Raw genomic sequence first — 21,514 nt, 5'->3', positions numbered from 1 at the left:
GGTGGTGAGACACTGCTGAGTCATTGGTACGGTGCGGGTTGGCGGGTAATGCGTCCCAGATTCAGCACCATGCCGGATTCCAGCCCCAGCCGATCCGCCGTTCCGGCTGCGACCTCGATGACAAACCGTATCGGTCGTTCAACTCGATAGATATCGCAAGGTGGGGCGTCGCAGGGCGGAACGTCAGTGAAAACCTTCACCAATCTGCTCTGCTCATCGACAAATAGCAGATCGAGGCTGATCAGCATGTTGCGCATCCAGATGGCCGGGGTAGTGCTCGAGGGGAAATCGAATAGCATTCCTTCATCTGGTGCCAGGAACTCGCGGCCCATCAGACCCTGTCGGCGACTGGCCGGATCGTCCACAACCTCCAGATAGAAGCGCTCGCCTCCTAGCATGACTTCCAGCGGTTCTGCGTGCGCAGCGGGTATTGAACACAGCATCGCAAGACAAGCCATCAGCCTTAACCACAATCTCATTACAGAGTGTCCTTAAGCAGATTCTGATATACCACTGTCGTCAGGTATAACCGCTCCTGTTCGCCTAGTTCAACAAACTCAACGCCGGTGATGACCGGCCCTGCGCCAGTCTGTTCTGTCTGAACGGCGCGTACTTTCGCGTTAACCGTCATATAGACTTCCATGCCCGCCGGGTTCACCCGAAATGATAGCTTCAAGTCGTCGCCCTTGTGCGCAATGAGGCTATCGGAGGCCATTCGAGCGCCGCCCACGCTGAGATCAACAATCTTTGCTGATTTCGGGCCCTGTTCCGTAAGAACTGCCGTAACGAGCTGAAGAGGTACCCTTGCGGAGCTACGGATACGCATGGACTGAACGCTTTGCGGATAAGCCAGATGCAGATAGGGAAACGGGGCGAGGTTTGATTTCAATACGCGCGTTCTGTATGCCACGGCGTCCTTACCAACGAATCCTCTCACCAGAAACTGCTGCCCTTCCTTGATGAACGCCAGCTTGCCCTGATGAGTCGGTGTGGTCACCATGATGCTAACCGGAGCATGCACGCCGATCATCCGCACCTGGTAACGTTCAGCGTGCGTAGGGTGCATTGTCTGTAACTGCACTGGATCGCCCGGCGCGAGCTGTATATGTTCCAGAGACGAGTTCTGAACATCGCCCTGCGTCCCGTTTCCGGCCACATCGATTCTTTCCTCCGCCGCCGCTGGCTCTGGTGCTGAGCGATATAGTCCGAGCTTGAACAACTGATTGAGCAGCGGCTGGCTGTCCAGCACGCGCGACTGTTCGAATATGACGCGCCCTTCGACGTCCAACAGGTTCCAGGGCAGCGGCACTCCCAATACGACTTCATCTTCTTTAACGGGTATCAACGGCACGCCACGTCTCCATTCTGTGCCGGCGCCAGGGCCGGGAACTGAAGAATGTAGCAGCAGGGGTAGCGATTTGCCATTAAGCGATGATGTATGGTCCGTTCAGTGATACAGGTCTGCGCGCGTCAGCGGCAGGGTGTGACCACCGTCGGCGTAAGACTTTACCGCCAGTATCTGATGCAGGTTCATCCAGTTCCGTTTGAACCCATAGGCGCAGCCGGCAAGATATATGCGCCAGATCCGCAATGTCTTGTCGGGAACAAGCTGGCCGGCTTCTGCGAGTCGGCTTTCAAGGTTGTGGCTCCAATGCTCGAGGGTCAAGGCATAGTGCAACCGCATGCTTTCTACATCGACGACTTCCAACCCTTGATCACTCATGCAGGCAATGGCAGTGGATAAATGAGGCAGCTCTCCGTGGGGGAATACATACCGGCCGATAAACTTGCCCGCGCCTCGGCTTACCGGCCTGCCATCCACGTATCGGGATGTTATGCCATGATTCATCGCCAACCCGCCCGGTTTCAGTTGCTCGAACACAATACGGAAGTATTCCGGCAAGTTAGCGTGGCCCACATGTTCAAACATTCCAACACTGACCACCTTGTCGTAAGACTCGTCCGAGGGCAGATCGCGGTAGTCTCGTAGCTCGAGCTGAATCTGGCCATCGAGTCCGGCACCGCGATTCTTTTCATTTGCCAGCTCTAGCTGAGACCTGCTGAGCGTGATGCCGTGCACCTGGACGCCGTAGTGCTTGGCTGCGTGTCTGGCAAGTCCACCCCAACCGCAACCTACGTCCAGCAGACGCTCGCCCGATTTGAGTCGCAGCTTACGGCACAGATGGTCCAGTTTCTGAAACTGGGCCTGAGCCAGAGAATCGTCAGGCTTGTGGAAATAGGCGCAGGAATACACCATTTCCGGATCAAGCCAGAGCTGGTAGAAATCATTGGAAAGATCGTAGTGGTAGGCGATAGCCTCGGCATCAAGTCTTTTATCGTGGGCAGTACGCGCCGGTGGTCGCTCGGATGTTTCACCCAACAGCCCCTTGCTTAACCTGTCGGCCACCTCGATGACGTCCATGATGTGTCCGCGTACTTCTATTCGCTTGTCTATATACGCCTCGCCCAGCTTATCCAGGCTCGGCTCCTTTAGCTCGGTGAGCAAAGAAAGATCGTTCACCTCAAGCGTAACGGTAGGTGCAGGGCCGAGATCCAGACTGGCTCCGCCTTTGATCTCGACTCTCAGCGGCAGTTTAAGTCTGCTAAGGCTCTGCGATAAATGCGCGAACATCAGGATATCTCCTGGCTAGGTTATCTATATCTTGTGAATATAGATTAGCCTGCGGAAATATCTATTTACCTGACTGCCTCAAACAGGTGAAGCAGCCACGGCGGATACGAACGCTTGGGGACTTGTCTGGAGAGAGACTGGCGGCAGGATACCGCTTCGCTTAGAGCAATGAGGGCAGCCCGCGCTACCACAAGCGCGGGCCTGGCTACTCATTCCTTGCGGGTAGGACGTTGCCAGTTAGCAATATTTCGTTGACGACCACGTGCCACGCCCAAGGCGCCGGCCGGAACGTCGCCCGTAATAGTTGATCCAGCCGCAGTCGTAGCTCGGTCACCCACGCTAACAGGCGCCACCAAGGCAGTGTTGGAGCCAATAAACGCCCCCTCACCGATCAATGTCATGAACTTGTTCACGCCGTCGTAATTGCAGGTGATGGTGCCGGCACCGACGTTGGCATTATTACCAACACGGGCATCGCCTATGTATGACAGATGATTGACCTTGGCCCCTTCACCGAGTTCGGCCTTCTTGGTTTCAACAAAATTACCGATCTTGGCTGTACGATGAAGGACAGTGCCCGGCCGCAGCCGTGCATAGGGGCCGATGTCGCAGTTCTCACCGACCTGTGCGCCCTCCAGGTGACTGAACGCCTTGATGACCGTACCAGCCTCGATGCTGCAATCCTTGAGCACACAGTTCGGCCCGATATGAACGTTGTCACCAATGCTGACGCGGCCTTCGAGCACCACGTTGATGTCCAGAAAGATATCCCGGCCGACTGACACCTCTCCTCGCACGTCCAGGCGTGCCGGGTCAGCCAGGGTCACCCCTGATTCCATCAGGCGCGTAGCCTCCTTCTGTTGCCACGCACGTTCCAGCACGGATAGCTGTAGCCGATTGTTCGCACCCATGACTTCAAGTTCGTCTTCTGGCTGGGCTACTTCGACCGCAACCGATTGCGAGACAGCCAGAGCCACTACATCCGTCAGATAATATTCACCCTGGGCATTGTCGTTGGACAGACCACCCAGCCAGTCAGCGGCCTTGGTGCCGGGCAAAGCCATGATCCCAGTGTTGCCCTCGCTGATGAGCAGCTGCCCGGGGCTAGCGTCTTTTTGCTCGACAATTGCCTGTACTCGCCCCGCTGAATCACGGACGATGCGGCCGTAACCCGTCGGATCTGCCATCTCCACGGTCAACAATCCAAGGCTGCTGCTTCCGGCTTGCTGACTCAGTCTGCTCAACGTCTCGCTGCGCAGCAACGGCACATCACCGTAGAGCACCAGTATCTGATCGGCAGCCGTGATGTGCGGCAACGCCTGCGCTACCGCGTGACCAGTCCCCAGCTGCTCGGTCTGCATGACCCAGTTGATATCCGCAGCGTCCAGCTCCTCACGTACTCTTTCAGCGCCGTGCCCAATTACCACGTGAATTTTCGCCGGTGACAGATTCCGGGCACAGTCGATAACGTGGCCGAGCATGGGCTTGCCAGCAACCGGATGAAGGACCTTCGGCAGGGCTGAGCGCATACGAGTGCCTTGTCCGGCAGCGAGGATGACTACGTGCAGATTCATTTATCCGTTCCTGGGATGTGTTATTGAAGAGACGCAATGATAGAAGCCGCGAGCAAGCAGTCGCAAGCGACTCCGATAAAGGGATAATGATAGAAAGCTATCAGTTCACTGATATCGAAGAATGAAGTATTCGGCTTGATGGCTATTTAACGAAAAGAAAAAAGGCAGCCGAGGCTGCCTTTCTGGACTCAGCGGTTGTTGACCGCTGGGCCGCCATACTTCTTGCGGAGCTCTTGCACGGTACGCAACTGCGCAGCGGCCTCGGCAAGTCGTGCGGAGGCAGAACCGTAATCAAACTCGGCACCCTTCTCACTAAGAGCGGCCTCGGCGGCCTTCTTGGCTTCAAGGGCTGACGCCTCATCAATGTCACCAGCACGGATAGCCGTGTCGGCAAGCACCTTGACCATGCTCGGCTGGACTTCAATGAAACCACCGGAAATGTAGAACACTTCCTCATTGCCGTCCTGCTTGATAACCCGTACCGGGCCAGGCTTCAGATCAGTCAGCAGCGGCGTATGGCCTGGCAGAATACCCAGGTCACCCATATTGCCGTGTGCCACGACCATCTCCACCAGGCCGGTGAACAGCTCTTCTTCCGCGCTGACGATATCGCAGTGCACTGTCATAGCCATTTTATTGCCTCGGTTATGCGCCCGCTGACGCAGGCGCTACCATTACATTTTCTTCGCTTTCTCGATTGCTTCTTCGATGCTGCCGACCATGTAGAACGCCTGCTCGGGCAGATGATCGAACTCGCCATCCAGGATGCCTTTGAAAGCACGAATGGTGTCCTTCAGCGAAACGTATTTACCAGGCGCACCGGTAAAGACTTCAGCAACGAAGAACGGCTGCGACAGATAACGCTGGATCTTACGAGCGCGCGCTACCAGCTGCTTGTCTTCTTCGGACAGCTCATCCATACCCAAAATCGCGATGATGTCCTTCAGCTCCTTATAGCGCTGCAGAACATACTGAACGCCACGTGCGGTGTCGTAGTGCTCCTGACCGATAACCTGCGGATCAAGCTGACGCGAGGTGGAATCGAGCGGATCAACCGCAGGGTAGATACCTAGTGACGCGATATCACGCGACAATACCACGGTCGCATCCAGGTGGGCGAAGGTGGTGGCTGGGGAGGGGTCAGTCAAGTCATCAGCAGGTACGTATACCGCCTGGATCGAGGTGATGGAACCCTGCTTGGTGGAGGTAATACGCTCCTGCAGAACACCCATCTCTTCGGCCAGCGTCGGCTGATAACCTACCGCAGAAGGCATACGACCCAGCAGTGCAGATACCTCGGTACCGGCCAGGGTGTAACGGTAGATGTTGTCGATGAACAACAGTACGTCACGGCCTTCGTCACGGAACTTCTCGGCCATGGTCAGGCCAGTCAGGGCCACACGCAGACGGTTACCCGGCGGCTCGTTCATCTGACCGTAAACCAGCGCTACCTTGTCCAGTACGTTGGAGTCCTTCATCTCGTGATAGAAGTCGTTACCTTCACGAGTCCGCTCACCCACACCGGCAAATACGGAGTAACCGCTGTGCTCGATGGCGATGTTACGGATCAGTTCCATCATGTTCACGGTCTTGCCGACACCGGCACCGCCGAACAGACCCACTTTACCGCCCTTGGCAAACGGGCAGATCAGGTCGATGACCTTGATGCCGGTTTCCAGGAGTTCATTCGAACCTGCCTGTTCTGCATAGGAAGGTGCCTGGCGATGGATACCCCAGCGCTCTTCCTCACCAATAGGACCGGCTTCGTCGATTGGATTGCCCAGCACGTCCATGATCCGGCCAAGGGTCTTGACACCCACCGGTACAGAGATGGCAGCGCCAGTGTTGCTCACGGTCAGCCCGCGCTTGACACCTTCGGTGGTACCCATGGCGATGGCACGCACGATGCCGTCGCCCAGCTGCTGTTGAACTTCCAGGGTCAGACCCTTTTCGTCAACCTGCAGCGCGTCATACACATTCGGTACGTCTTCGCGTGCGAATTCCACGTCGATGACGGCGCCGATGATTTGAACGATACGTCCGCTACTCATGTTTGGTTCCTCTAAGTGGTATGAAACCGTAATCGCTAGACCGGGTCGCGTCAGACCGGGTCGCGCTAGACCGCGGCGGCGCCGCCGACGATTTCCGAAATTTCCTGAGTGATCGCTGCCTGACGCGCCTTGTTGTAGATAAGCTGCAGGTTGTTGATGATTTCCCCTGCGTTATCCGTAGCGCTCTTCATGGCAACCATTCGGGCAGCTTGCTCACTGGCATTGTTCTCGATCACCGCCTGATAGACCTGTGATTCGATATACCGCACCAGCAGCCCATCGAGCAGCTCGCGCGCGTCCGGTTCATAGACGTAGTCCCACTGCTTCTGCAGTTCTTCCTTGTCAGCCGGAACAAGCGGAATCAGCTGTTCTACCTGGGGTTGCTGCACCATGGTGTTCACAAACTTGTTGGATACCAGAAACAGACGATCGATACGCCCTTCGTGGTAACCGTCAAGCATCACCTTGACGCTGCCGATCAGGTCATTCAGTGTCGGTTTCTCGCCGAGGCCATTGATAGCCGCTACCACGTTACCGCCATAACTGCGGAAGAACGCGGCGCCCTTGCTGCCGATAACGCACAGCTCGGTCTCAACGTTGCGGTCACGCCACTCTTTCATATTCTGAACCAGCGCCTTGAACAGGTTAGTGTTCAAACCGCCAGCAAGACCACGATCCGTGCTGACCACGATATAACCCACCCGCTTGGTTTCACGCTCTTGCATGAACGGGTGGCGATACTCCGGGTTGGCGTTGGCCAGATGGCCAATTACCTGACGGATACGCTCAGCATATGGACGGCTGGCAGCCATGCGCTGTTGAGCTTTGCGCATTTTGCTGACCGCCACCTTTTCCATGGCGCTGGTGATCTTTTGCGTACTTTTAATGCTCGCGATCTTACCGCGAATCTCTTTTGCGCCTGACATGTCACACCTCTGAGGTTATCCCGTGGCTGCTTCGCACGATACGGAGTGCGATGACATCGCACCCCGCAATGGGCTTACCAGCTCTGGGTCGCCTTGAAGTTCTCGATGCCAGACTTGATACCGGCTTCGATCTCGTCGTTGTAGTCGCCCTTCTCGTTGATCTTGGCCAGCAGATCGGCCTTATCACGCTTGAAGTAAGCGAGCAGCGCCTTCTCGAACGCGCCGATCTTGCTCAGCTCGACGTCAGTCAGGAAGCCCTTTTCAGCGGCGTACAGACTGATAGCCATATCTGCAACCGACATGGGCGCATACTGGCCCTGCTTCATCAGTTCGGTAACGCGCTGACCATGCTCGAGCTGCTTACGGGTCGCTTCATCCAGATCGGATGCAAACTGGGCGAATGCTGCCAGTTCACGGTACTGAGCCAATGCGGTACGGATACCACCTGAGAGCTTCTTGATGATCTTGGTCTGCGCAGCACCACCCACACGGGACACCGATACACCGGCGTTAACCGCAGGACGAATACCTGAGTTGAACAGGTTCGACTCCAGGAAGATCTGACCGTCGGTGATGGAGATCACGTTGGTCGGAACGAAGGCAGATACGTCACCGGCCTGGGTTTCGATCAAAGGCAATGCGGTCAACGAACCGGTCTTGCCTTTCACTTCACCGTTGGTGAGCTTCTCTACATACTCTTCCGAGATACGTGATGCGCGCTCGAGCAGACGACTGTGGAGATAGAATACGTCACCCGGATAGGCTTCACGGCCCGGCGGACGACGCAGCAGCAGGGAGATCTGACGATAGGCAACTGCCTGCTTGGACAGGTCGTCATATACGATCAGAGCATCTTCACCGCGGTCACGGAAGTATTCGCCCATGGTGCAGCCTGCATAAGGTGCCAGGAACTGCAGCGCCGCCGGATCGGAAGCAGAAGCCGCGACAACAATGGTGTGAGCCATTGCGCCGTTTTCTTCCAGCTTGCGAACCACGTTGGCGATGGTCGAACGCTTCTGACCAACCGCGACGTAGACACACTTGATGCCGGAATCTTTCTGGTTGATGATCGCGTCGATCGCCATGGCGGTCTTACCCGTCTGGCGGTCGCCGATGATCAGCTCACGCTGGCCACGGCCGATCGGAATCATCGCGTCGACTGATTTGTAACCGGTCTGAACCGGCTGGTCGACCGACTTACGCCAGATCACACCCGGGGCTACTTTCTCGACTGCATCGGTCAGCTTGGCGTCAATGACACCCTTGCCATCGATCGGGTTACCCAGCGCGTCTACAACGCGGCCAAGCAGCTCGGGACCGACTGGAACTTCGAGGATACGACCAGTGCACTGGGCAGTCATGCCCTCGCTCAGACCCAGGTAATCACCCAGTACAACCGCACCGACGGAATCACGCTCCAGGTTCAGTGCCATACCGTACAGGCCACCGGGGAATTCGATCATCTCGCCGTACATTACGTCAGCTAGGCCGTGGATACGCACGATACCGTCAGATACGCTGACGACAGTGCCTACATTCCGGGCCTGCGAAGTCACATCGAGTTTCTCGATGCGCTGTTTGATAATTTCGCTAATTTCGGAAGGATTCAATTGCTGCATGCCATGTCCCTCAAATCAGGATTTCAACGTTTCGGCCAGCTTTGCAAGCTTGCCGCGGACCGAACCGTCGATGACCAGGTCACCCGCACGAATCAACACACCGCCAATAAGGGCCGGGTTGATGGTCACATGGGGAGTTACTGTGCGGTCTAACCGCTTCGACAACGCGGTAGCCAGCGTTTTCTGTTGATCGTCATTCAGTTCGAAGGCGGTTTCCACCTCCACTGCAATGCTGCGATCGTGTTCCGCCTTGTGCTGCTCGTAGAGCTCGGCGATAACCGGAATCAGGAGCAATCGATCGTTATCAGCCAGAGCCCGGACAAAATTGCCGAACTCCGCGTCGAACTGACCTTCGCCAACCATGAGCAGGTCTTCAGCCTTGCGCTCTGCGGTCACTGCCGGATTGCGCACCCTATAGCCAAAAGCTGCATCGGAGACCACCGCACCCGCTACCGCCAGCATGCCTGACCAGGCATCCAGCTTATTAGCGGATGAAGCGACTTCGAACGCAGCCTTTGCATAAGGACGAGCTAGCGTATTGATGGTAGCCATAGCTCGCCTCGCTTAGAGTTGTGAGGCCAGTTTGTTGACCAGCTCACTGTGTGCCTTGGGATCCACTTCGGATTCCAGAATCTGCTCGGCACCCTGGATAGCCAGTACGGCGACCTGGGCACGAAGTTGATCCTTGGCGCGGTTCATTTCCTGCTCGATTTCGACCTTGGCGGCCGCAATCAGGCGCTCACCCTCGGAACGTGCCTGCTGTTTCGCTTCCTCGACAATGAGGTTGGCACTCTTGTTGGCCTGCTCGATGATCTGAGTAGCCTGTTCCTTGGTCTCGCGCAGAGTCTGGGAAGCCTTTTCCTGGGCCAGGCCCAAGTCACGCTGGGCGCGGCCAGCCGCATCCAGACCTTCGGCGATTTTTTTCTGGCGTTCCTGCATGGCCTGGGTAATCGGCGGCCATACATACTTCATGGTAAACCAGACAAAAATAGCGAAGGCAATCGTTTGACCAAACAGCGTCAGATTAATATTCACAGCGATTTACCTCGTGCTATTTCGTTGTATCCCGATGAACGAGACGATCATCTCCGGCAGGGGTTACCTGCCGGGTTTCCGAATCGTCCGATCAGGCGCCCATACCAGGAGCGACAACGAAGATCAGGTACATCGCGATACCAACACCGATCATCGGCACGGCGTCGAGCAGACCGGCCATCAGGAAGGTCTTGGTTTGCAGGTTCGGCCCCAGTTCAGGCTGACGTGCAGTGGATTCCAGCAATTTGCCACCCAGCAGGGCGAAGCCAATACCAGTACCCAGAGCGCCCAGACCGATCATGATGGAGGCAGCAATGATAACGAGTTCCATAATTACTCCTAAGGTTCAAGTTGAAGTTCAAGTTTATCGTTGGTTGAACACGGTTCCGGCTGCTTAGTGGGAATCCTCATGGGCAGCACTCAAATACACCACGGACAGCACCATGAAGATGAAGGCCTGTAGCGGGATTACCAGGATGTGGAAGATAGCCCACGGCACGTTCAGACCCCACTGGAGATAGAAGGGCAACAACGCGATCAGAATGAATACTACCTCGCCGGCATACATGTTACCGAAGAGTCGCAACGCCAGACTCAGCGGCTTGGTAAGCAGGCCAAGGATTTCAAGGAACAGGTTGAACGGAATCAACGACCAGTGCTTGAACGGTGTGAAGGACAGTTCGTGAACGAAGCCACCCACACCCTTGATTTTGACGCTATAGAACAGGATCAGAACGAAAACCCCGAGGGACAGACCGAAAGTACCATTCGGATCGGCCGTCGGAACAATCTTGAAGTAGTCGAGCCCCAGAGCGTGAGCAAGGCCCGGGATGTAGTCAACGGGAATCCACTTGAGGGAGTTCATCAGGAAGACCCAGACAAATATCGTCAGCGCCAACGGTGCTACCAGCGGGCTCTTGCCGTGAAAGGTGTCACGCACGATGTTCTGAATGAACTCGACGATCATCTCGACCAGATTCTGGGCGCCTCTGGGCGTGTCTACCGTGGCGCGACCTGCAACATAGCGGAACAGACCGAGAAAGATCAGACCCATGAAGATCGACCAGCCCAGTGTATCAACATGCACCGCCATGAAACCCATATCGGTTGCTTCGGCACCGCTCCTGGCCAGGGTCCAGGTTGTTTCTTCGACGACACTGCCGTCCGCACGAACGTAGCCACCAGGCAGCTTACCGAAGGTAAGGTTCTGCAAATGGTGCTGGATATACTCAGCTGATGAAGTTGCCATATTTGCCTCAGACACTAATGCTTTGGAAAGCTTCTGACGATCAACATTGCACTGGCTCCCACTGCCAGTACCGCGAGGTAGCCGGCAAATAGCGCGGGGACCTCAAGCGGCTTTACTGCCAATAGCACCAGCACAAAAAGTGCTGCCGTCAATATCAGTTTGCCTGCCTCGCCGGAATACAGTTCGCTGACGATGGCACGGGCCGATCGAGCTCCGCTGTAGCGGTACACCCGATAGGCAAAATAGGCGTTGGGCACGAGGGCTATCATCCCTCCCAACAAAGCTGAGCATGCGGAAACTTGGCCCTGGAAAACCCACAGGGTCAGTGCCACCAGCCCAGCCATAATTGCTTGTGCTACCAAAACCGGAAATGCGGGCAACCGATGAAACGGGGTTTTGTTGGGCGTTCTTGCGTCCATTTTCCCGCCTCGGTGATTAGCCTCGGCCTGATCTCCGGGTTAATTAATGCAATAAACTGGTGCAATTTGCGCCAGTCAAAACAGCGCGAGGAGTATAGGGGGATTAAACCCTCGGTTCAACAGGCACAGGGGAAATCCGTTTCGATAACCGCAACCCCGCATTGCTGTGAGAATGCCATTCTGCGATCCCTGACATGACAAATCATTTGATGTGCATCAATACGCCATCAAGTTCGTCCAGCGAGCTGTAGCTGATGACCAGCTTTCCTTTACCCTTGGCGCCGTGCTGAATGCTGACGCTTGCTCCGATCCGCTCCGCCAGATCCTGCTGTAAACGTTCAATATCAGGGTTCTGGCGTGTTGAGGAGGCGTCACGCCGCGGATTCAACAACTGCCTGACCAGTGCTTCCGCCTGGCGCACGGTCAAGCCCTTGGCCACTACTTGGCGTGCTGCCTGGGTTTGCTGTTCCGGGGGTAATCCCAATAATGCGCGTGCGTGTCCCATCTCGATGTCGCCGCGCTCCAGCAACAATTTGACATCATCTGCGAGAGACATCAGGCGCAATAGATTGGTAATGGTTACCCGCGACTTGCCCACCGCGTCTGCGACCTGCTGCTGGGTCAGTTCGAATTCCTGTTGCAGGCGCTGCAGTGCAATCGCTTCCTCAATGGGATTGAGATCCTCACGCTGAATGTTTTCAATCAGCGCCATCGCGATCGCTGCTTCATCCGGAACATCGCGAATGACTGCAGGGATCGCATCGAGTCCGGCGAGCTGGGTGGCGCGCCAGCGACGTTCGCCGGCAATGATCTCGTAACGGTCTCCCGGGATGGGACGCACCACAATCGGCTGCATTACACCCTGCACCCGAATTGAGTTGGCCAGCTCTTCGAGCGCCTGCGGGTCCATGTCACGGCGAGGTTGGTACTTGCCGCGCTGGATCAGGTCGATCGGGATATCCTTGAGCTGCTGGTCCTGGCTGTCGACTTCCTGGTTTGCGGGCAACGGTTGCCCCAGTAGTGCGTCGAGCCCTCGTCCCAAGCCGCGTTTCTTGACCGCCATGCCTATATCGTCCTTTTCGTGTTATTCGGTTGCATCTGTCACGGCAGGCGTTTTGTCTGCCTGCTTGGTACGCCGGATCAGTTCACCGGCCAGGGCCAGATAAGCTACCGCTCCCCTGGACTGCTTATCGTACGCGAGTGCCGGCATGCCATAACTGGGCGCTTCAGCCAGGCGTACATTCCGCGGGATGACTGTTTTGTACAGCTGATCTCCGAAATGAGTGGTCAACTGTGCAGAGACCTCTCGGGTCAGACTGTTACGCGGGTCGTACATAGTGCGCAAAAGACCTTCTATTTGCAGCGACGGATTGAGCTTTGCGCTAATGCGCTGAATGGTGTTGACCAGTGCTGACAAACCTTCCAGCGCGTAATATTCGCACTGCATGGGAATGATCACCGCGTCGGCGGCGACCAGGCCATTGATAGTCAGCATATTCAGCGAGGGCGGACAGTCGATCAGAACGAAGTCGTAGCTGCCAAGCACGCCGTCCAGCGCCATGCGCAAACGGTGCTCACGGAAGTCGGACTCGAGCAACTCGATTTCCGCTGCGGTCAGGTCGCCATTGGCCGGCAGCAGATCGTAGTTTCCAGTCTCGGAACGGCACAACGCCTCGGCCAGCGAACACTGACCTGTCAGCAGTTCATATACAGAATTTTCCAGATCAGCCTTGTCCACTCCGCTACCCATGGTGGCATTGCCCTGGGGATCGAGATCGATCAGCAGCACCTTGCGCTTGGTAGCAGCAAGCGAAGCCGCCAGGTTCACACTGGTGGTGGTCTTGCCGACGCCGCCTTTCTGATTGGCCATTGCCAATACCTTTCCCACTCCGACCTCCTATCCGTATACAGGCTATGCCAATTCGGGCTGGATCAACCGTCGCAGTATCAGCAGATGTCGGCTGCCTTGGCAACCAGGGACTGCCAATTGTTCGCTCTGCAGAACTTCAAAATCATCCGGCAGGGCACTGAGCTCTTCATCCGGGTACAAGCCTTTCATTGCAAGCCACCGCGTGCGGCTATCACTCACATGACGGGTCAGGTTGGCAAAGTCGGCCATGGAACTGAATGCCCGGGACACGATTCCGTCGAACGCCGACTCGACCGAGAAGGCTTCCACGCGGTTATTCACCACCGTGACGTTTGCCAGTTTCAACTCCACCTTCGCCTGAGTGAGAAAGCGGGTCTTCTTGCCGTTGCTGTCGAGCAGGGTGAAATGAGCGTCAGGTCGCATGATGGCGAGAATCAGCCCGGGCATGCCCCCACCGCTACCCACATCCAGCCAGCGATCACCCTGCACGAAGGGAAGAATACTCAGGGTGTCCAGCAAATGGCGGCTGACCATTTCCGCCGGATCGCGAACGGCGGTGAGGTTGTAGGCCTTGTTCCACTTGTTGAGTAATGCCAGGTAGCCAAGTAGCTGCTGCGCCTGGTAATCGCTCAAGGCAATACCCAGTTGCCGTGCTCCTTCGGCGAGCTGCGTCGCGTGATCACTCATGCGTTCAGGCCTCCCTGACCAGACCGCTTTTTCCGGCAGCGCTGCGTTTTTTCAGATGGATCAGCAGCAGACTCACGGCAGCAGGCGTCACACCCGGAATGCGCGATGCCTGGCCGAGCGTTTGAGGCCGCACGTCGGCCAGCTTGTGTTTGATTTCGCTCGACAGCCCGCTGAGCGCCTGGTAATCCAGATCGAGTGGCAATTCCGTTTCCTCGTTCTGGCGCAGACGGTTGATTTCTTCCTGCTGGCGTTCGATATACCCGGCGTACTTGGCGTGAATCTCGACCTGCTCAGCCACATCGGAGGCGATATCCACCTGGCCGGTTACTTCGCAAAGGCTTGGATAGGTCACTTCAGGCCGCCGCAAAAGATCAAGCAGGCTGTACTCATGATTCAGCGGCGTTGCGAAACGTTCCGCAAAAGCCCGTCCGCTGTCACTGGTCGGCTGCACCCAGGTAGTGCGCAGGCGCTGCTGCTCCAGTTCGATAGCGTTTCGCTTGGTACTGAATCGCTCCCAACGATGATCATCAACCAGCCCCAGTTCGCGGCCTTTTTCGGTGAGACGCAGGTCAGCATTGTCCTCACGGAGCACCAGGCGGTACTCGGCCCGCGAGGTGAACATGCGGTATGGCTCACGCGTTCCCATGGTAATCAGATCGTCGACCAGAACGCCGATGTAGGCCTCATCGCGTCGTGGGCACCAGCTTTCCTGACCCTGCGCCCGACGCGCAGCGTTCATCCCAGCCAGCAGACCCTGCGCCGCAGCCTCCTCGTAACCGGTGGTGCCATTGATCTGGCCGGCGAAGAACAAGCCACTGATGACCTTGGTCTCCAGTGAATATTTCAGATCCTGCGGGTTGAAATAATCGTATTCGATGGCGTAGCCGGGACGAAGGATATGGGCGTTCTCCATTCCTTTGATCGACCGCACCACCTGCAATTGCACGTCGAATGGCAGCGAGGTCGAGATACCGTTGGGATACAACTCGTGGGTCGTCAGGCCTTCCGGTTCGATGAAAACCTGATGCTGGTCCTTGTCCGCAAACCGATGGATCTTGTCTTCGATCGATGGGCAATAGCGTGGGCCGACGCCCTCGATGATGCCGGTATACATGGGTGAACGGTCGAGATTATTGCGAATGATCTCGTGGGTGCGCTCGTTGGTATGAGTGATCCAGCAATTGACCTGATCCGGGTGCTCGCTGGCATCACCGAGGAAAGACATGACCGGAATCGGGGTGTCACCGGGCTGGGCAGTCATCTGACTGAAATCCACTGTCCGACCGTCGATGCGCGGCGGCGTACCGGTTTTCAAGCGATCAACCCGCAGGGGCAGTTCTCGCAGACGTGCAGCCAGGCTGATAGCCGGCGGGTCACCAGCGCGGCCGCCGGAGTAGTTATCCATGCCGATGTGAATCAGGCCACCGAGAAAGGTGCCGGTCGTCAGCACGACGTTCTCGCAATGGAAACGTAAACCCATCTGCGTCACCACACCACGGACCTGATCCTGTTCTACGATGAGGTCATCGCAGGCCTGCTGGAATATCCACAGGTTGGGTTGGTTTTCCAGAATGTGTCGGATAGCAGCCTTGTACAGCACGCGATCGGCCTGCGCACGGGTAGCTCGCACTGCAGGTCCTTTACGGCTATTGAGTACCCGGAACTGTATCCCAGCCTGGTCAGTAGCGCGGGCCATGGCTCCGCCGAGCGCGTCGATTTCCTTGACCAGGTGGCTCTTGCCGATACCGCCGATCGCCGGGTTGCAGCTCATCTGACCGAGCGTTTCAACATTGTGGCTCAGCAAAAGGGTCTTCGATCCCATACGGGCAGCCGCCAACGCGGCTTCAGTACCGGCATGGCCACCGCCCACCACGATTACGTCAAATCGGCTCGGGAAATCCAACAGTGCACCTCGTTGCCAGAAAGCAGGCCTGGCGTCGGAAAAAGGGGCTGATTATAGGCCCAGCGTCAAAAAAAAGCAGCCTGCAATTGTCTATTTTTTGAGCAGAGCGCGGGGTCCATCTCCAGCCGGGTTGTTAATACATATAACAAGACAAGTATTTAAAAAGCTTTATGTTAATGCTGTATATGGTGAAGCTCATTTCTGTGGACAACCCTAATAATCGTATCCAATTCAATTACTTGCATGAAGTATAAGGCTGTGGCTGTCCTGCTGGTAACCCTTGTCCGGATGGCTTTGGTTCCTGTGTATAACCACCCTCTTTATCCACAGGGCAGTTTCAACCCAATTCATGCACAGGGTTATGGACCGGGCTCAGCTCCGGTTGTACACAGGGTTTAATGCCACGTTGCGGGCCTGATATAGGCATTCATCTTTACTGTCACGTGCTATGCGTATCTATGAGCTAGGGTAAACAGAAGCCCAATCAACCAGGACCACTTTCATGATTGCCCATCGATTACGCCCGTTAGTCAGCGCTTTGTTTATCGCTGGAAGCTTTCTTACCAGCCACGCCCAGGCTGCCCCGGAACAGGTACTGTCAGACATCCGCGAGCGGACGGACGCTGTCGAGCAGCAGCTGATTTCCTGGCGTCGCGATATTCATCAGCACCCGGAGCTTGGTGAACAGGAGACCCGCACCGCTGCCCTGGTAGCTGAACACTTGCGTGAGATTGGTATGCAAGTGCAGACAGAAGTCGGCCGGACTGGTGTGGTAGGTATTCTCAAAGGCGGCAAGCCCGGGCCAACGGTAGCGCTACGTGCGGATATGGATGCTTTACCGGTAGAAGAGCCGCAAGGTTTACCCTTTGCCTCCCCGGCACCGTCATGTTTGTTTTTCAACCCGCTGAAGAAGGCTCCAGCCTGGTCAGACCTGGTGAAGGCAGGAGCTGGGGGGCCGAGCTGATGCTCGAGGAAGGTCTGTTCGAGCAGAACAAACCTGAGGCAATTTTCGCTGTACACGTCATGCCCGGTGAGTCCGGATCGCTCAGTTGGCGTACCGGAGCAAGCCTGGCGAGTAGCGACATGCTTGAGATCAACGTAACCGGGCAACAGGGCCACGGGGGCATGCCCTGGAACACTGTGGATTCGATTGTGACATCGGCACAGATCATCACGGGTCTGCAGCCGGTGGTCAGTCGCAAAGCCAATCTCACCAAATCACCAGCGGTGGTGACCATAGGCTCGATCCATGGCGGATCAGGACCCAATATCGTGCCCGAGCGAGTCGAGATGACCGGCACCATCCGCACCTATGACGAAGACGTGCGCGCGCAGGTCGGGCGGGATATCAAAACCAGCGCGGAGAAGATTGCCGAGAGTGCCGGTGCCACCGCTGAGGTCTCGATTACACCCATGTATCCCACTACCGTGAATGACGCAGACCTGGTTGAATCCATGGCGCCTGTCCTCGAGCAAGTTGCCGAGAGCGGCACCAGCGAAGGGCAGCTGCAAGGTGCCTCTGAGGATTTTGCCTTCTATGCGCAAGAGGTGCCCGGGTTTTATTTTTTCCTTGGGGTGACGCCACCGGACCAGGATCCAGCCGAGGCTGCACCCAACCACAATCCCGAGTTTTTCGTGCATGAAGATGCGCTGGTGGTGGGCGCTCGGGCCATGGCATCAATGGCAGCAGCGTATCTGTATAAAGCCAACCGCTGACAGGTCCTCAGCCGCATGGGCTGCATGCGGCTGTCGATATCATTTGCCGATACAGAAACTCGAGAAAATCTTACCCAGAAGATCATCGGCGCTGAAATCGCCGGTGATCTGACCCAACGCCTGTTGCGCCATGCGCAGATCCTCTGCCAGCAATTCTCCGGCGCCCATCAGGGTCAACTGCTGTTGCCCATGATCGAGGTGCTCGCTAGCCTGCTCCAACGCCTCCAGATGCCTGCGGCGGGCGCTGAACAAGCTCTCAGCTGTCTGTTGATAACCCATGCAGGTTTTCAAATGCTCACGGAGCAGGTCGATGCCTGCGCCCTGCTTGGCGCTGAGATGCAGCGAGACACTTCCGTCCCGAGCTCGCGTCTGGCCCACCGGTGTGGCTGTCAGATCAGCCTTGTTATAGATCAGCGTCACCTTGCCGGGGTCCGGCTGCTGCAACAAGAACTCAGGCCATAGCTGATCGGGGTTCTGCGCTTCAGGTTGGGATGCATCAATCACCAGCAGAATCCGGTCAGCCTCGTTTATCGCTGCCATGGCCCGCTCTACCCCGATTTTTTCCACCAAATCTTCGGTGTCGCGTAGCCCAGCCGTATCGATGATATGCAGTGGCATTCCGTCAATGTGGATATGCTCGCGGAGGATATCCCGCGTGGTGCCAGCGACATCTGTGACGATGGCGCTTTCGCGCCCTGCCAACGCATTAAGCAAGCTTGATTTGCCCGCGTTGGGACGACCGGCAATCACTACGTTCATGCCATCCCGTAACAACGCCCCTTGTCCTGCCTCGCTGCGCACTTTCGCTAGTCTTTCACGCACGTCTTTCAGCTGGCCGAGTACATGACCATCCGCGAGGAAATCAATTTCTTCTTCCGGGAAATCGATCGCCGCTTCCACATAGATACGCAGATGGATCAGTGCATCGGTAAGGCTCTGAACCCGCTGAGAGAATGCCCCCTGGAGTGATTGCACCGCATTGCGCGCCGCCTGTTCGGAGCTCGCTTCGATCAAATCGGCTATGGCTTCGGCTTGTGCCAGATCCAGTTTGTCATTCAGAAACGCTCGCTCACTGAATTCACCGGGTCGAGCCAGCCGCGCTCCGCATCCGATACAGGCCTTGAGCAGCAGATCCATGACCACAGGACCACCGTGGCCGTGTAGTTCGAGCACGTCTTCACCGGTGAAGGAGTTCGGGCCAGGAAAATACAGCGTCAGACCCTGGTCAAGTGGCTGATCGTCGGTCCATAGCGTGCCGTAATGCGCATGCCGGGGCACTGGTTTCAGTCGAGCAATTTTGCTGGCGACATCAAGTGCTCCGGGCCCCGATACGCGCACTATACCCACACCACCCTGACCGGGTGCGGTAGCAATAGCCGCAATGGTGTCGGCGTGGTAACTGCGATTCATGGTCGCTCCTGGACAACACAGGTTATGGATAGCAAAACGCCCCGAAATCGGGGCGTTTATACGAGCTGCCAGTGATCAGGCCTTGGCTGCTGAGCCTTTCTCGATCTGACGGGTAATGTACCACTGCTGCGCAATCGACAGCATGTTGTTGACCACCCAGTACAGTACCAGACCAGCCGGGAACCACAGGAAGAAGAAGGTGAAGATGATCGGCAGCATCTTCATCACTTTCGCCTGCATTGGATCCGGCGGCGCAGGATTCAATTGCTGCTGGATGAACATGGTTGCACCCATCAGGATAGGCAGGATGAAATAGGGGTCCTTCTGTGAAAGATCCACGATCCAGCCCAGCCATTCAGCCTGGCGCATCTCAACACTTTCCATCAGCGTCCAGTACAAAGCGATGAACACAGGCATTTGCACCAGGATCGGCAAACAGCCACCCAGCGGATTGATCTTTTCCTTCTTGTACAGCTCCATCATCGCCGCAGACATCTTCTGACGATCATCGCCATGCTGTTCACGCAGGGCTTGCAGCTTGGGCGCAACGCGTCGCATGTTTGCCATCGACCGGTAGCTGGTTGCAGAAAGCGGGAAGAAAACCAGTTTGATCAGGATGGTGAGCAGGATAATGCTCCAACCCCAGTTGCCGACGAAGCTGTGGATAAGACTCAGGACAAAAAACAGCGGTTGGGCGATCCACCAGAGGAAACCGTAATCAACGGTCAGTTCCAGGCCCTGAGAGATTTGCTCGAGGCGATCCTGAATCTTGGGTCCGGCATAGAAATCTGCGGATATAGTGCCTTGTTGACCAGCGGCGACAGTGGACGCCGGGCTGATGAAGCCGACGATGTAATTGCCCTGGCTGTCCTTGCGCGTCTGATAAACGTGAGTCTGGTCTGCGGCGGGAACCCAGGCGCTTACGAAGTAGTGCTGCAGCCAGGCGACCCAGCCTCCATCGACTGGCTCGCGCAGGCGCGATTCATCCATATCGCCGAGACTGATCTTCTCGTAGGAGTCATCCGCTGCCCAGTAGGCAGCACCCAGATAGGTAGCCATACCGGTCGCGCTGGAACTGGAGGGATCACCACTGCCGTCACGCTTGATCTGCCCGAACAGATTACCGTTCCACGTTGCGTTACTTCCATTATCGACGATGTACTCAACGCCAATCAGGAAGTCGCCCCGGTTGAAGGTAAAACGCTTGGTATAACTGATGTTGTTTTCGACAAATTGCAGATCAACGACCAGCTGGTCACTGCCGTCTTCCAGCACGTACGAGTTCTGCTCGACACTGTAGGTGGGCCGGCCAGCTTCACGCGCGTCCGGTCCGTTCTGTCCGGCAAGACCGCTCTGAGCGATATACATCCGGTTAGAGGTTTGTTCCAGTAACTGGAAAGGCTGGTCAGGACGGTCTTTACGCGTCGGGTAACCGGGTAGGGACAATGAAACAATGTCTCCGCCCACGGGATTGATGCTTACGCGCAGTTCGTCGGTTTCAACCTGAATCAACCCAGACGCCTGGTTAGCCGCATCAACCGGGGCGCTGGCATCTGCAGTCATCGGCGCAGTTGCTACGGGCACATCACTGTTATCGCTCTGAACATCAGATGAGGCAGGAATGTCCGGCAGATCACTGGTTGCAGACTGCGTGTTTTCTGAGACAGCAGGCGGCAGGTCAACATCGCCATAGTCGTTATTCCACTGCAGCACCATGAGATAAGTAATCACGAGCAAGGCAGCTATGAGGATATTTCGTTGCATGTTCATGGTTTGTTGGCCATCTGGGAAGTACGGTGAGCAGACTTTGACGGTACGGGATCGTAACCACCCGGGTTCCATGGATGACAACGAGAAAGACGTTGCGCACTCATTGCGCAGCCGCGAAGAAAACCGTATTGCTCGATGGCTTCCTGGGCATAACAGGAACAGGTGGGATAAAAACGACAATGATTGGCCATCAGCGGACTGATAGCGTATCGATAAATCTTGATCAGTCCGAGCGCGAGGTTACGCATTGGATGACGGAGATCCGGAACGGCGTGATTGATTCTGTTTGCCAGCCGATTTGATAAGCCGACGCCACATGTCTGAGAACAGCGAATGTAACGCCGCATTATCAATATCACCCAAGCCCTTGCGGGCCAGGACGACTATGTCCAGGTCTTCCAGTTCAGCACGGTGATGTCTGAAGGAATCGCGAGCGATGCGTTTGACCTTGTTGCGATCTACCGCACGGCGGACATTCTTCTTGGCAATGACCAAACCCAACCTGCTATGACGCAGGCCATTACGTCTGGCCAGCAACAGCATGTTGGGTCCCGAGGCCTTGCAAGTGGCTCCATCGAAGACGTTCTTGAATTGTGCGGGCGTAAGCAGCCTGTATTCAGGACCGAATCCGAGATCCACCTGTGATCCCGGGC

23 protein-coding genes are annotated in these 21,514 nt (G+C 56.3%); 2 read left to right on the top strand and 21 right to left on the bottom strand.

Annotated features, from left to right (window positions below):
• Positions 1–20 precede the first annotated feature (20 nt).
• From HG264_RS13670 to mnmG, 17 genes are all read right to left on the bottom strand, one after another.
• Positions 21–479, bottom strand: coding sequence for a DUF192 domain-containing protein (locus tag HG264_RS13670; RefSeq protein WP_218573000.1), 459 nt, complete (start codon positions 477–479; stop codon positions 21–23).
• On the bottom strand, positions 479–1,351 hold the full coding sequence (locus tag HG264_RS13665) for a flagellar brake protein (RefSeq protein ID WP_169408187.1): 873 nt from the start codon (positions 1,349–1,351) through the stop codon (positions 479–481). The genes HG264_RS13670 and HG264_RS13665 overlap by 1 nt, the downstream gene beginning before the upstream one ends.
• Before the next feature lie 96 nt (positions 1,352–1,447).
• Entirely contained in the window at positions 1,448–2,632 is a 1,185-nt protein-coding gene (cfaB, locus tag HG264_RS13660) for a C17 cyclopropane fatty acid synthase CfaB (protein WP_169408186.1), read from the bottom strand.
• 209 nt (positions 2,633–2,841) lie between these two features.
• Positions 2,842–4,206, bottom strand: a complete 1,365-nt coding sequence (glmU, locus tag HG264_RS13655; RefSeq protein ID WP_169408185.1) for a bifunctional UDP-N-acetylglucosamine diphosphorylase/glucosamine-1-phosphate N-acetyltransferase GlmU — start codon at positions 4,204–4,206, stop codon at positions 2,842–2,844.
• A gap of 188 nt (positions 4,207–4,394) precedes the next feature.
• A complete protein-coding gene (locus HG264_RS13650) occupies positions 4,395–4,838 on the bottom strand; it encodes a F0F1 ATP synthase subunit epsilon (protein ID WP_169408184.1) in 444 nt (147 codons plus the stop codon).
• 42 nt (positions 4,839–4,880) lie between these two features.
• Positions 4,881–6,257, bottom strand: coding sequence for a F0F1 ATP synthase subunit beta (atpD, locus tag HG264_RS13645; RefSeq protein WP_169408183.1), 1,377 nt, complete (start codon positions 6,255–6,257; stop codon positions 4,881–4,883).
• Between the two features lie 65 nt (positions 6,258–6,322).
• On the bottom strand, positions 6,323–7,183 hold the full coding sequence (gene atpG, locus HG264_RS13640) for a F0F1 ATP synthase subunit gamma (RefSeq protein WP_169408182.1): 861 nt from the start codon (positions 7,181–7,183) through the stop codon (positions 6,323–6,325).
• A gap of 74 nt (positions 7,184–7,257) precedes the next feature.
• Positions 7,258–8,802 carry a F0F1 ATP synthase subunit alpha gene (gene atpA, locus HG264_RS13635; protein ID WP_169408181.1) on the bottom strand — a complete coding sequence of 515 codons (1,545 nt, stop codon included), beginning with the start codon at positions 8,800–8,802 and terminating at the stop codon, positions 7,258–7,260.
• A gap of 15 nt (positions 8,803–8,817) precedes the next feature.
• On the bottom strand, positions 8,818–9,354 hold the full coding sequence (locus tag HG264_RS13630; RefSeq protein WP_169408180.1) for a F0F1 ATP synthase subunit delta: 537 nt from the start codon (positions 9,352–9,354) through the stop codon (positions 8,818–8,820).
• A gap of 12 nt (positions 9,355–9,366) precedes the next feature.
• Positions 9,367–9,837, bottom strand: coding sequence for a F0F1 ATP synthase subunit B (locus HG264_RS13625; protein WP_150300006.1), 471 nt, complete (start codon positions 9,835–9,837; stop codon positions 9,367–9,369).
• A gap of 91 nt (positions 9,838–9,928) precedes the next feature.
• The gene (gene atpE / locus HG264_RS13620) at positions 9,929–10,168 is read right to left on the bottom strand and encodes a F0F1 ATP synthase subunit C (RefSeq protein WP_150300005.1); all 240 of its coding nucleotides are present in this window, start codon (positions 10,166–10,168) and stop codon (positions 9,929–9,931) included.
• A 63-nt stretch (positions 10,169–10,231) separates the two neighbouring features.
• Positions 10,232–11,086, bottom strand: coding sequence for a F0F1 ATP synthase subunit A (gene atpB, locus HG264_RS13615; RefSeq protein ID WP_169408179.1), 855 nt, complete (start codon positions 11,084–11,086; stop codon positions 10,232–10,234).
• A 14-nt stretch (positions 11,087–11,100) separates the two neighbouring features.
• Positions 11,101–11,505 carry a F0F1 ATP synthase subunit I gene (locus HG264_RS13610; RefSeq protein WP_169408178.1) on the bottom strand — a complete coding sequence of 135 codons (405 nt, stop codon included), beginning with the start codon at positions 11,503–11,505 and terminating at the stop codon, positions 11,101–11,103.
• 202 nt (positions 11,506–11,707) lie between these two features.
• Positions 11,708–12,568, bottom strand: coding sequence for a ParB/RepB/Spo0J family partition protein (locus HG264_RS13605; protein ID WP_169408177.1), 861 nt, complete (start codon positions 12,566–12,568; stop codon positions 11,708–11,710).
• 21 nt (positions 12,569–12,589) lie between these two features.
• Positions 12,590–13,393, bottom strand: a complete 804-nt coding sequence (locus tag HG264_RS13600; protein WP_169408176.1) for a ParA family protein — start codon at positions 13,391–13,393, stop codon at positions 12,590–12,592.
• 24 nt (positions 13,394–13,417) lie between these two features.
• Positions 13,418–14,062, bottom strand: a complete 645-nt coding sequence (rsmG, locus tag HG264_RS13595) for a 16S rRNA (guanine(527)-N(7))-methyltransferase RsmG (protein ID WP_169408175.1) — start codon at positions 14,060–14,062, stop codon at positions 13,418–13,420.
• Between the two features lie 4 nt (positions 14,063–14,066).
• Positions 14,067–15,965 (bottom strand): tRNA uridine-5-carboxymethylaminomethyl(34) synthesis enzyme MnmG, encoded by a 1,899-nt coding sequence (gene mnmG / locus HG264_RS13590; protein WP_169408174.1) that lies wholly within the window; start codon positions 15,963–15,965, stop codon positions 14,067–14,069.
• A 502-nt stretch (positions 15,966–16,467) separates the two neighbouring features.
• Between mnmG and HG264_RS18635 the strand changes: the two genes are divergently transcribed.
• Together HG264_RS18635 and HG264_RS13585 are read left to right on the top strand one after the other, a co-directional pair.
• Entirely contained in the window at positions 16,468–16,929 is a 462-nt protein-coding gene (locus HG264_RS18635; protein ID WP_256663679.1) for a hypothetical protein, read from the top strand.
• Positions 16,851–17,681, top strand: coding sequence for an amidohydrolase (locus tag HG264_RS13585; protein ID WP_372240175.1), 831 nt, complete (start codon positions 16,851–16,853; stop codon positions 17,679–17,681). The genes HG264_RS18635 and HG264_RS13585 overlap by 79 nt, the downstream gene beginning before the upstream one ends.
• A 39-nt stretch (positions 17,682–17,720) precedes the next feature.
• Here the strand turns inward: HG264_RS13585 and mnmE are convergent, their stop codons facing one another.
• The 4 genes from mnmE to rnpA all read right to left on the bottom strand — a co-directional run bounded on the left by mnmE (position 17,721) and on the right by rnpA (position 21,500).
• Positions 17,721–19,091, bottom strand: coding sequence for a tRNA uridine-5-carboxymethylaminomethyl(34) synthesis GTPase MnmE (gene mnmE, locus HG264_RS13580; protein ID WP_169408173.1), 1,371 nt, complete (start codon positions 19,089–19,091; stop codon positions 17,721–17,723).
• A 75-nt stretch (positions 19,092–19,166) separates the two neighbouring features.
• Positions 19,167–20,861, bottom strand: coding sequence for a membrane protein insertase YidC (gene yidC / locus HG264_RS13575; protein WP_169408172.1), 1,695 nt, complete (start codon positions 20,859–20,861; stop codon positions 19,167–19,169).
• On the bottom strand, positions 20,858–21,109 hold the full coding sequence (gene yidD / locus HG264_RS13570; RefSeq protein WP_218572999.1) for a membrane protein insertion efficiency factor YidD: 252 nt from the start codon (positions 21,107–21,109) through the stop codon (positions 20,858–20,860). The genes yidC and yidD overlap by 4 nt, the downstream gene beginning before the upstream one ends.
• Positions 21,102–21,500 carry a ribonuclease P protein component gene (gene rnpA, locus HG264_RS13565; RefSeq protein WP_169408170.1) on the bottom strand — a complete coding sequence of 133 codons (399 nt, stop codon included), beginning with the start codon at positions 21,498–21,500 and terminating at the stop codon, positions 21,102–21,104. Before rnpA ends, yidD begins: the two co-directional genes overlap by 8 nt.
• Positions 21,501–21,514 lie beyond the last annotated feature (14 nt).

Origin of the sequence: Pseudomonas sp. gcc21 (genome assembly GCF_012844345.1) — a bacterium.
Lineage (GTDB): Bacteria > Pseudomonadota > Gammaproteobacteria > Pseudomonadales > Pseudomonadaceae > Halopseudomonas.
Note: the sequence above shows the minus strand (reverse complement) of the source record. Positions and strands in the feature narration are given on the sequence as shown.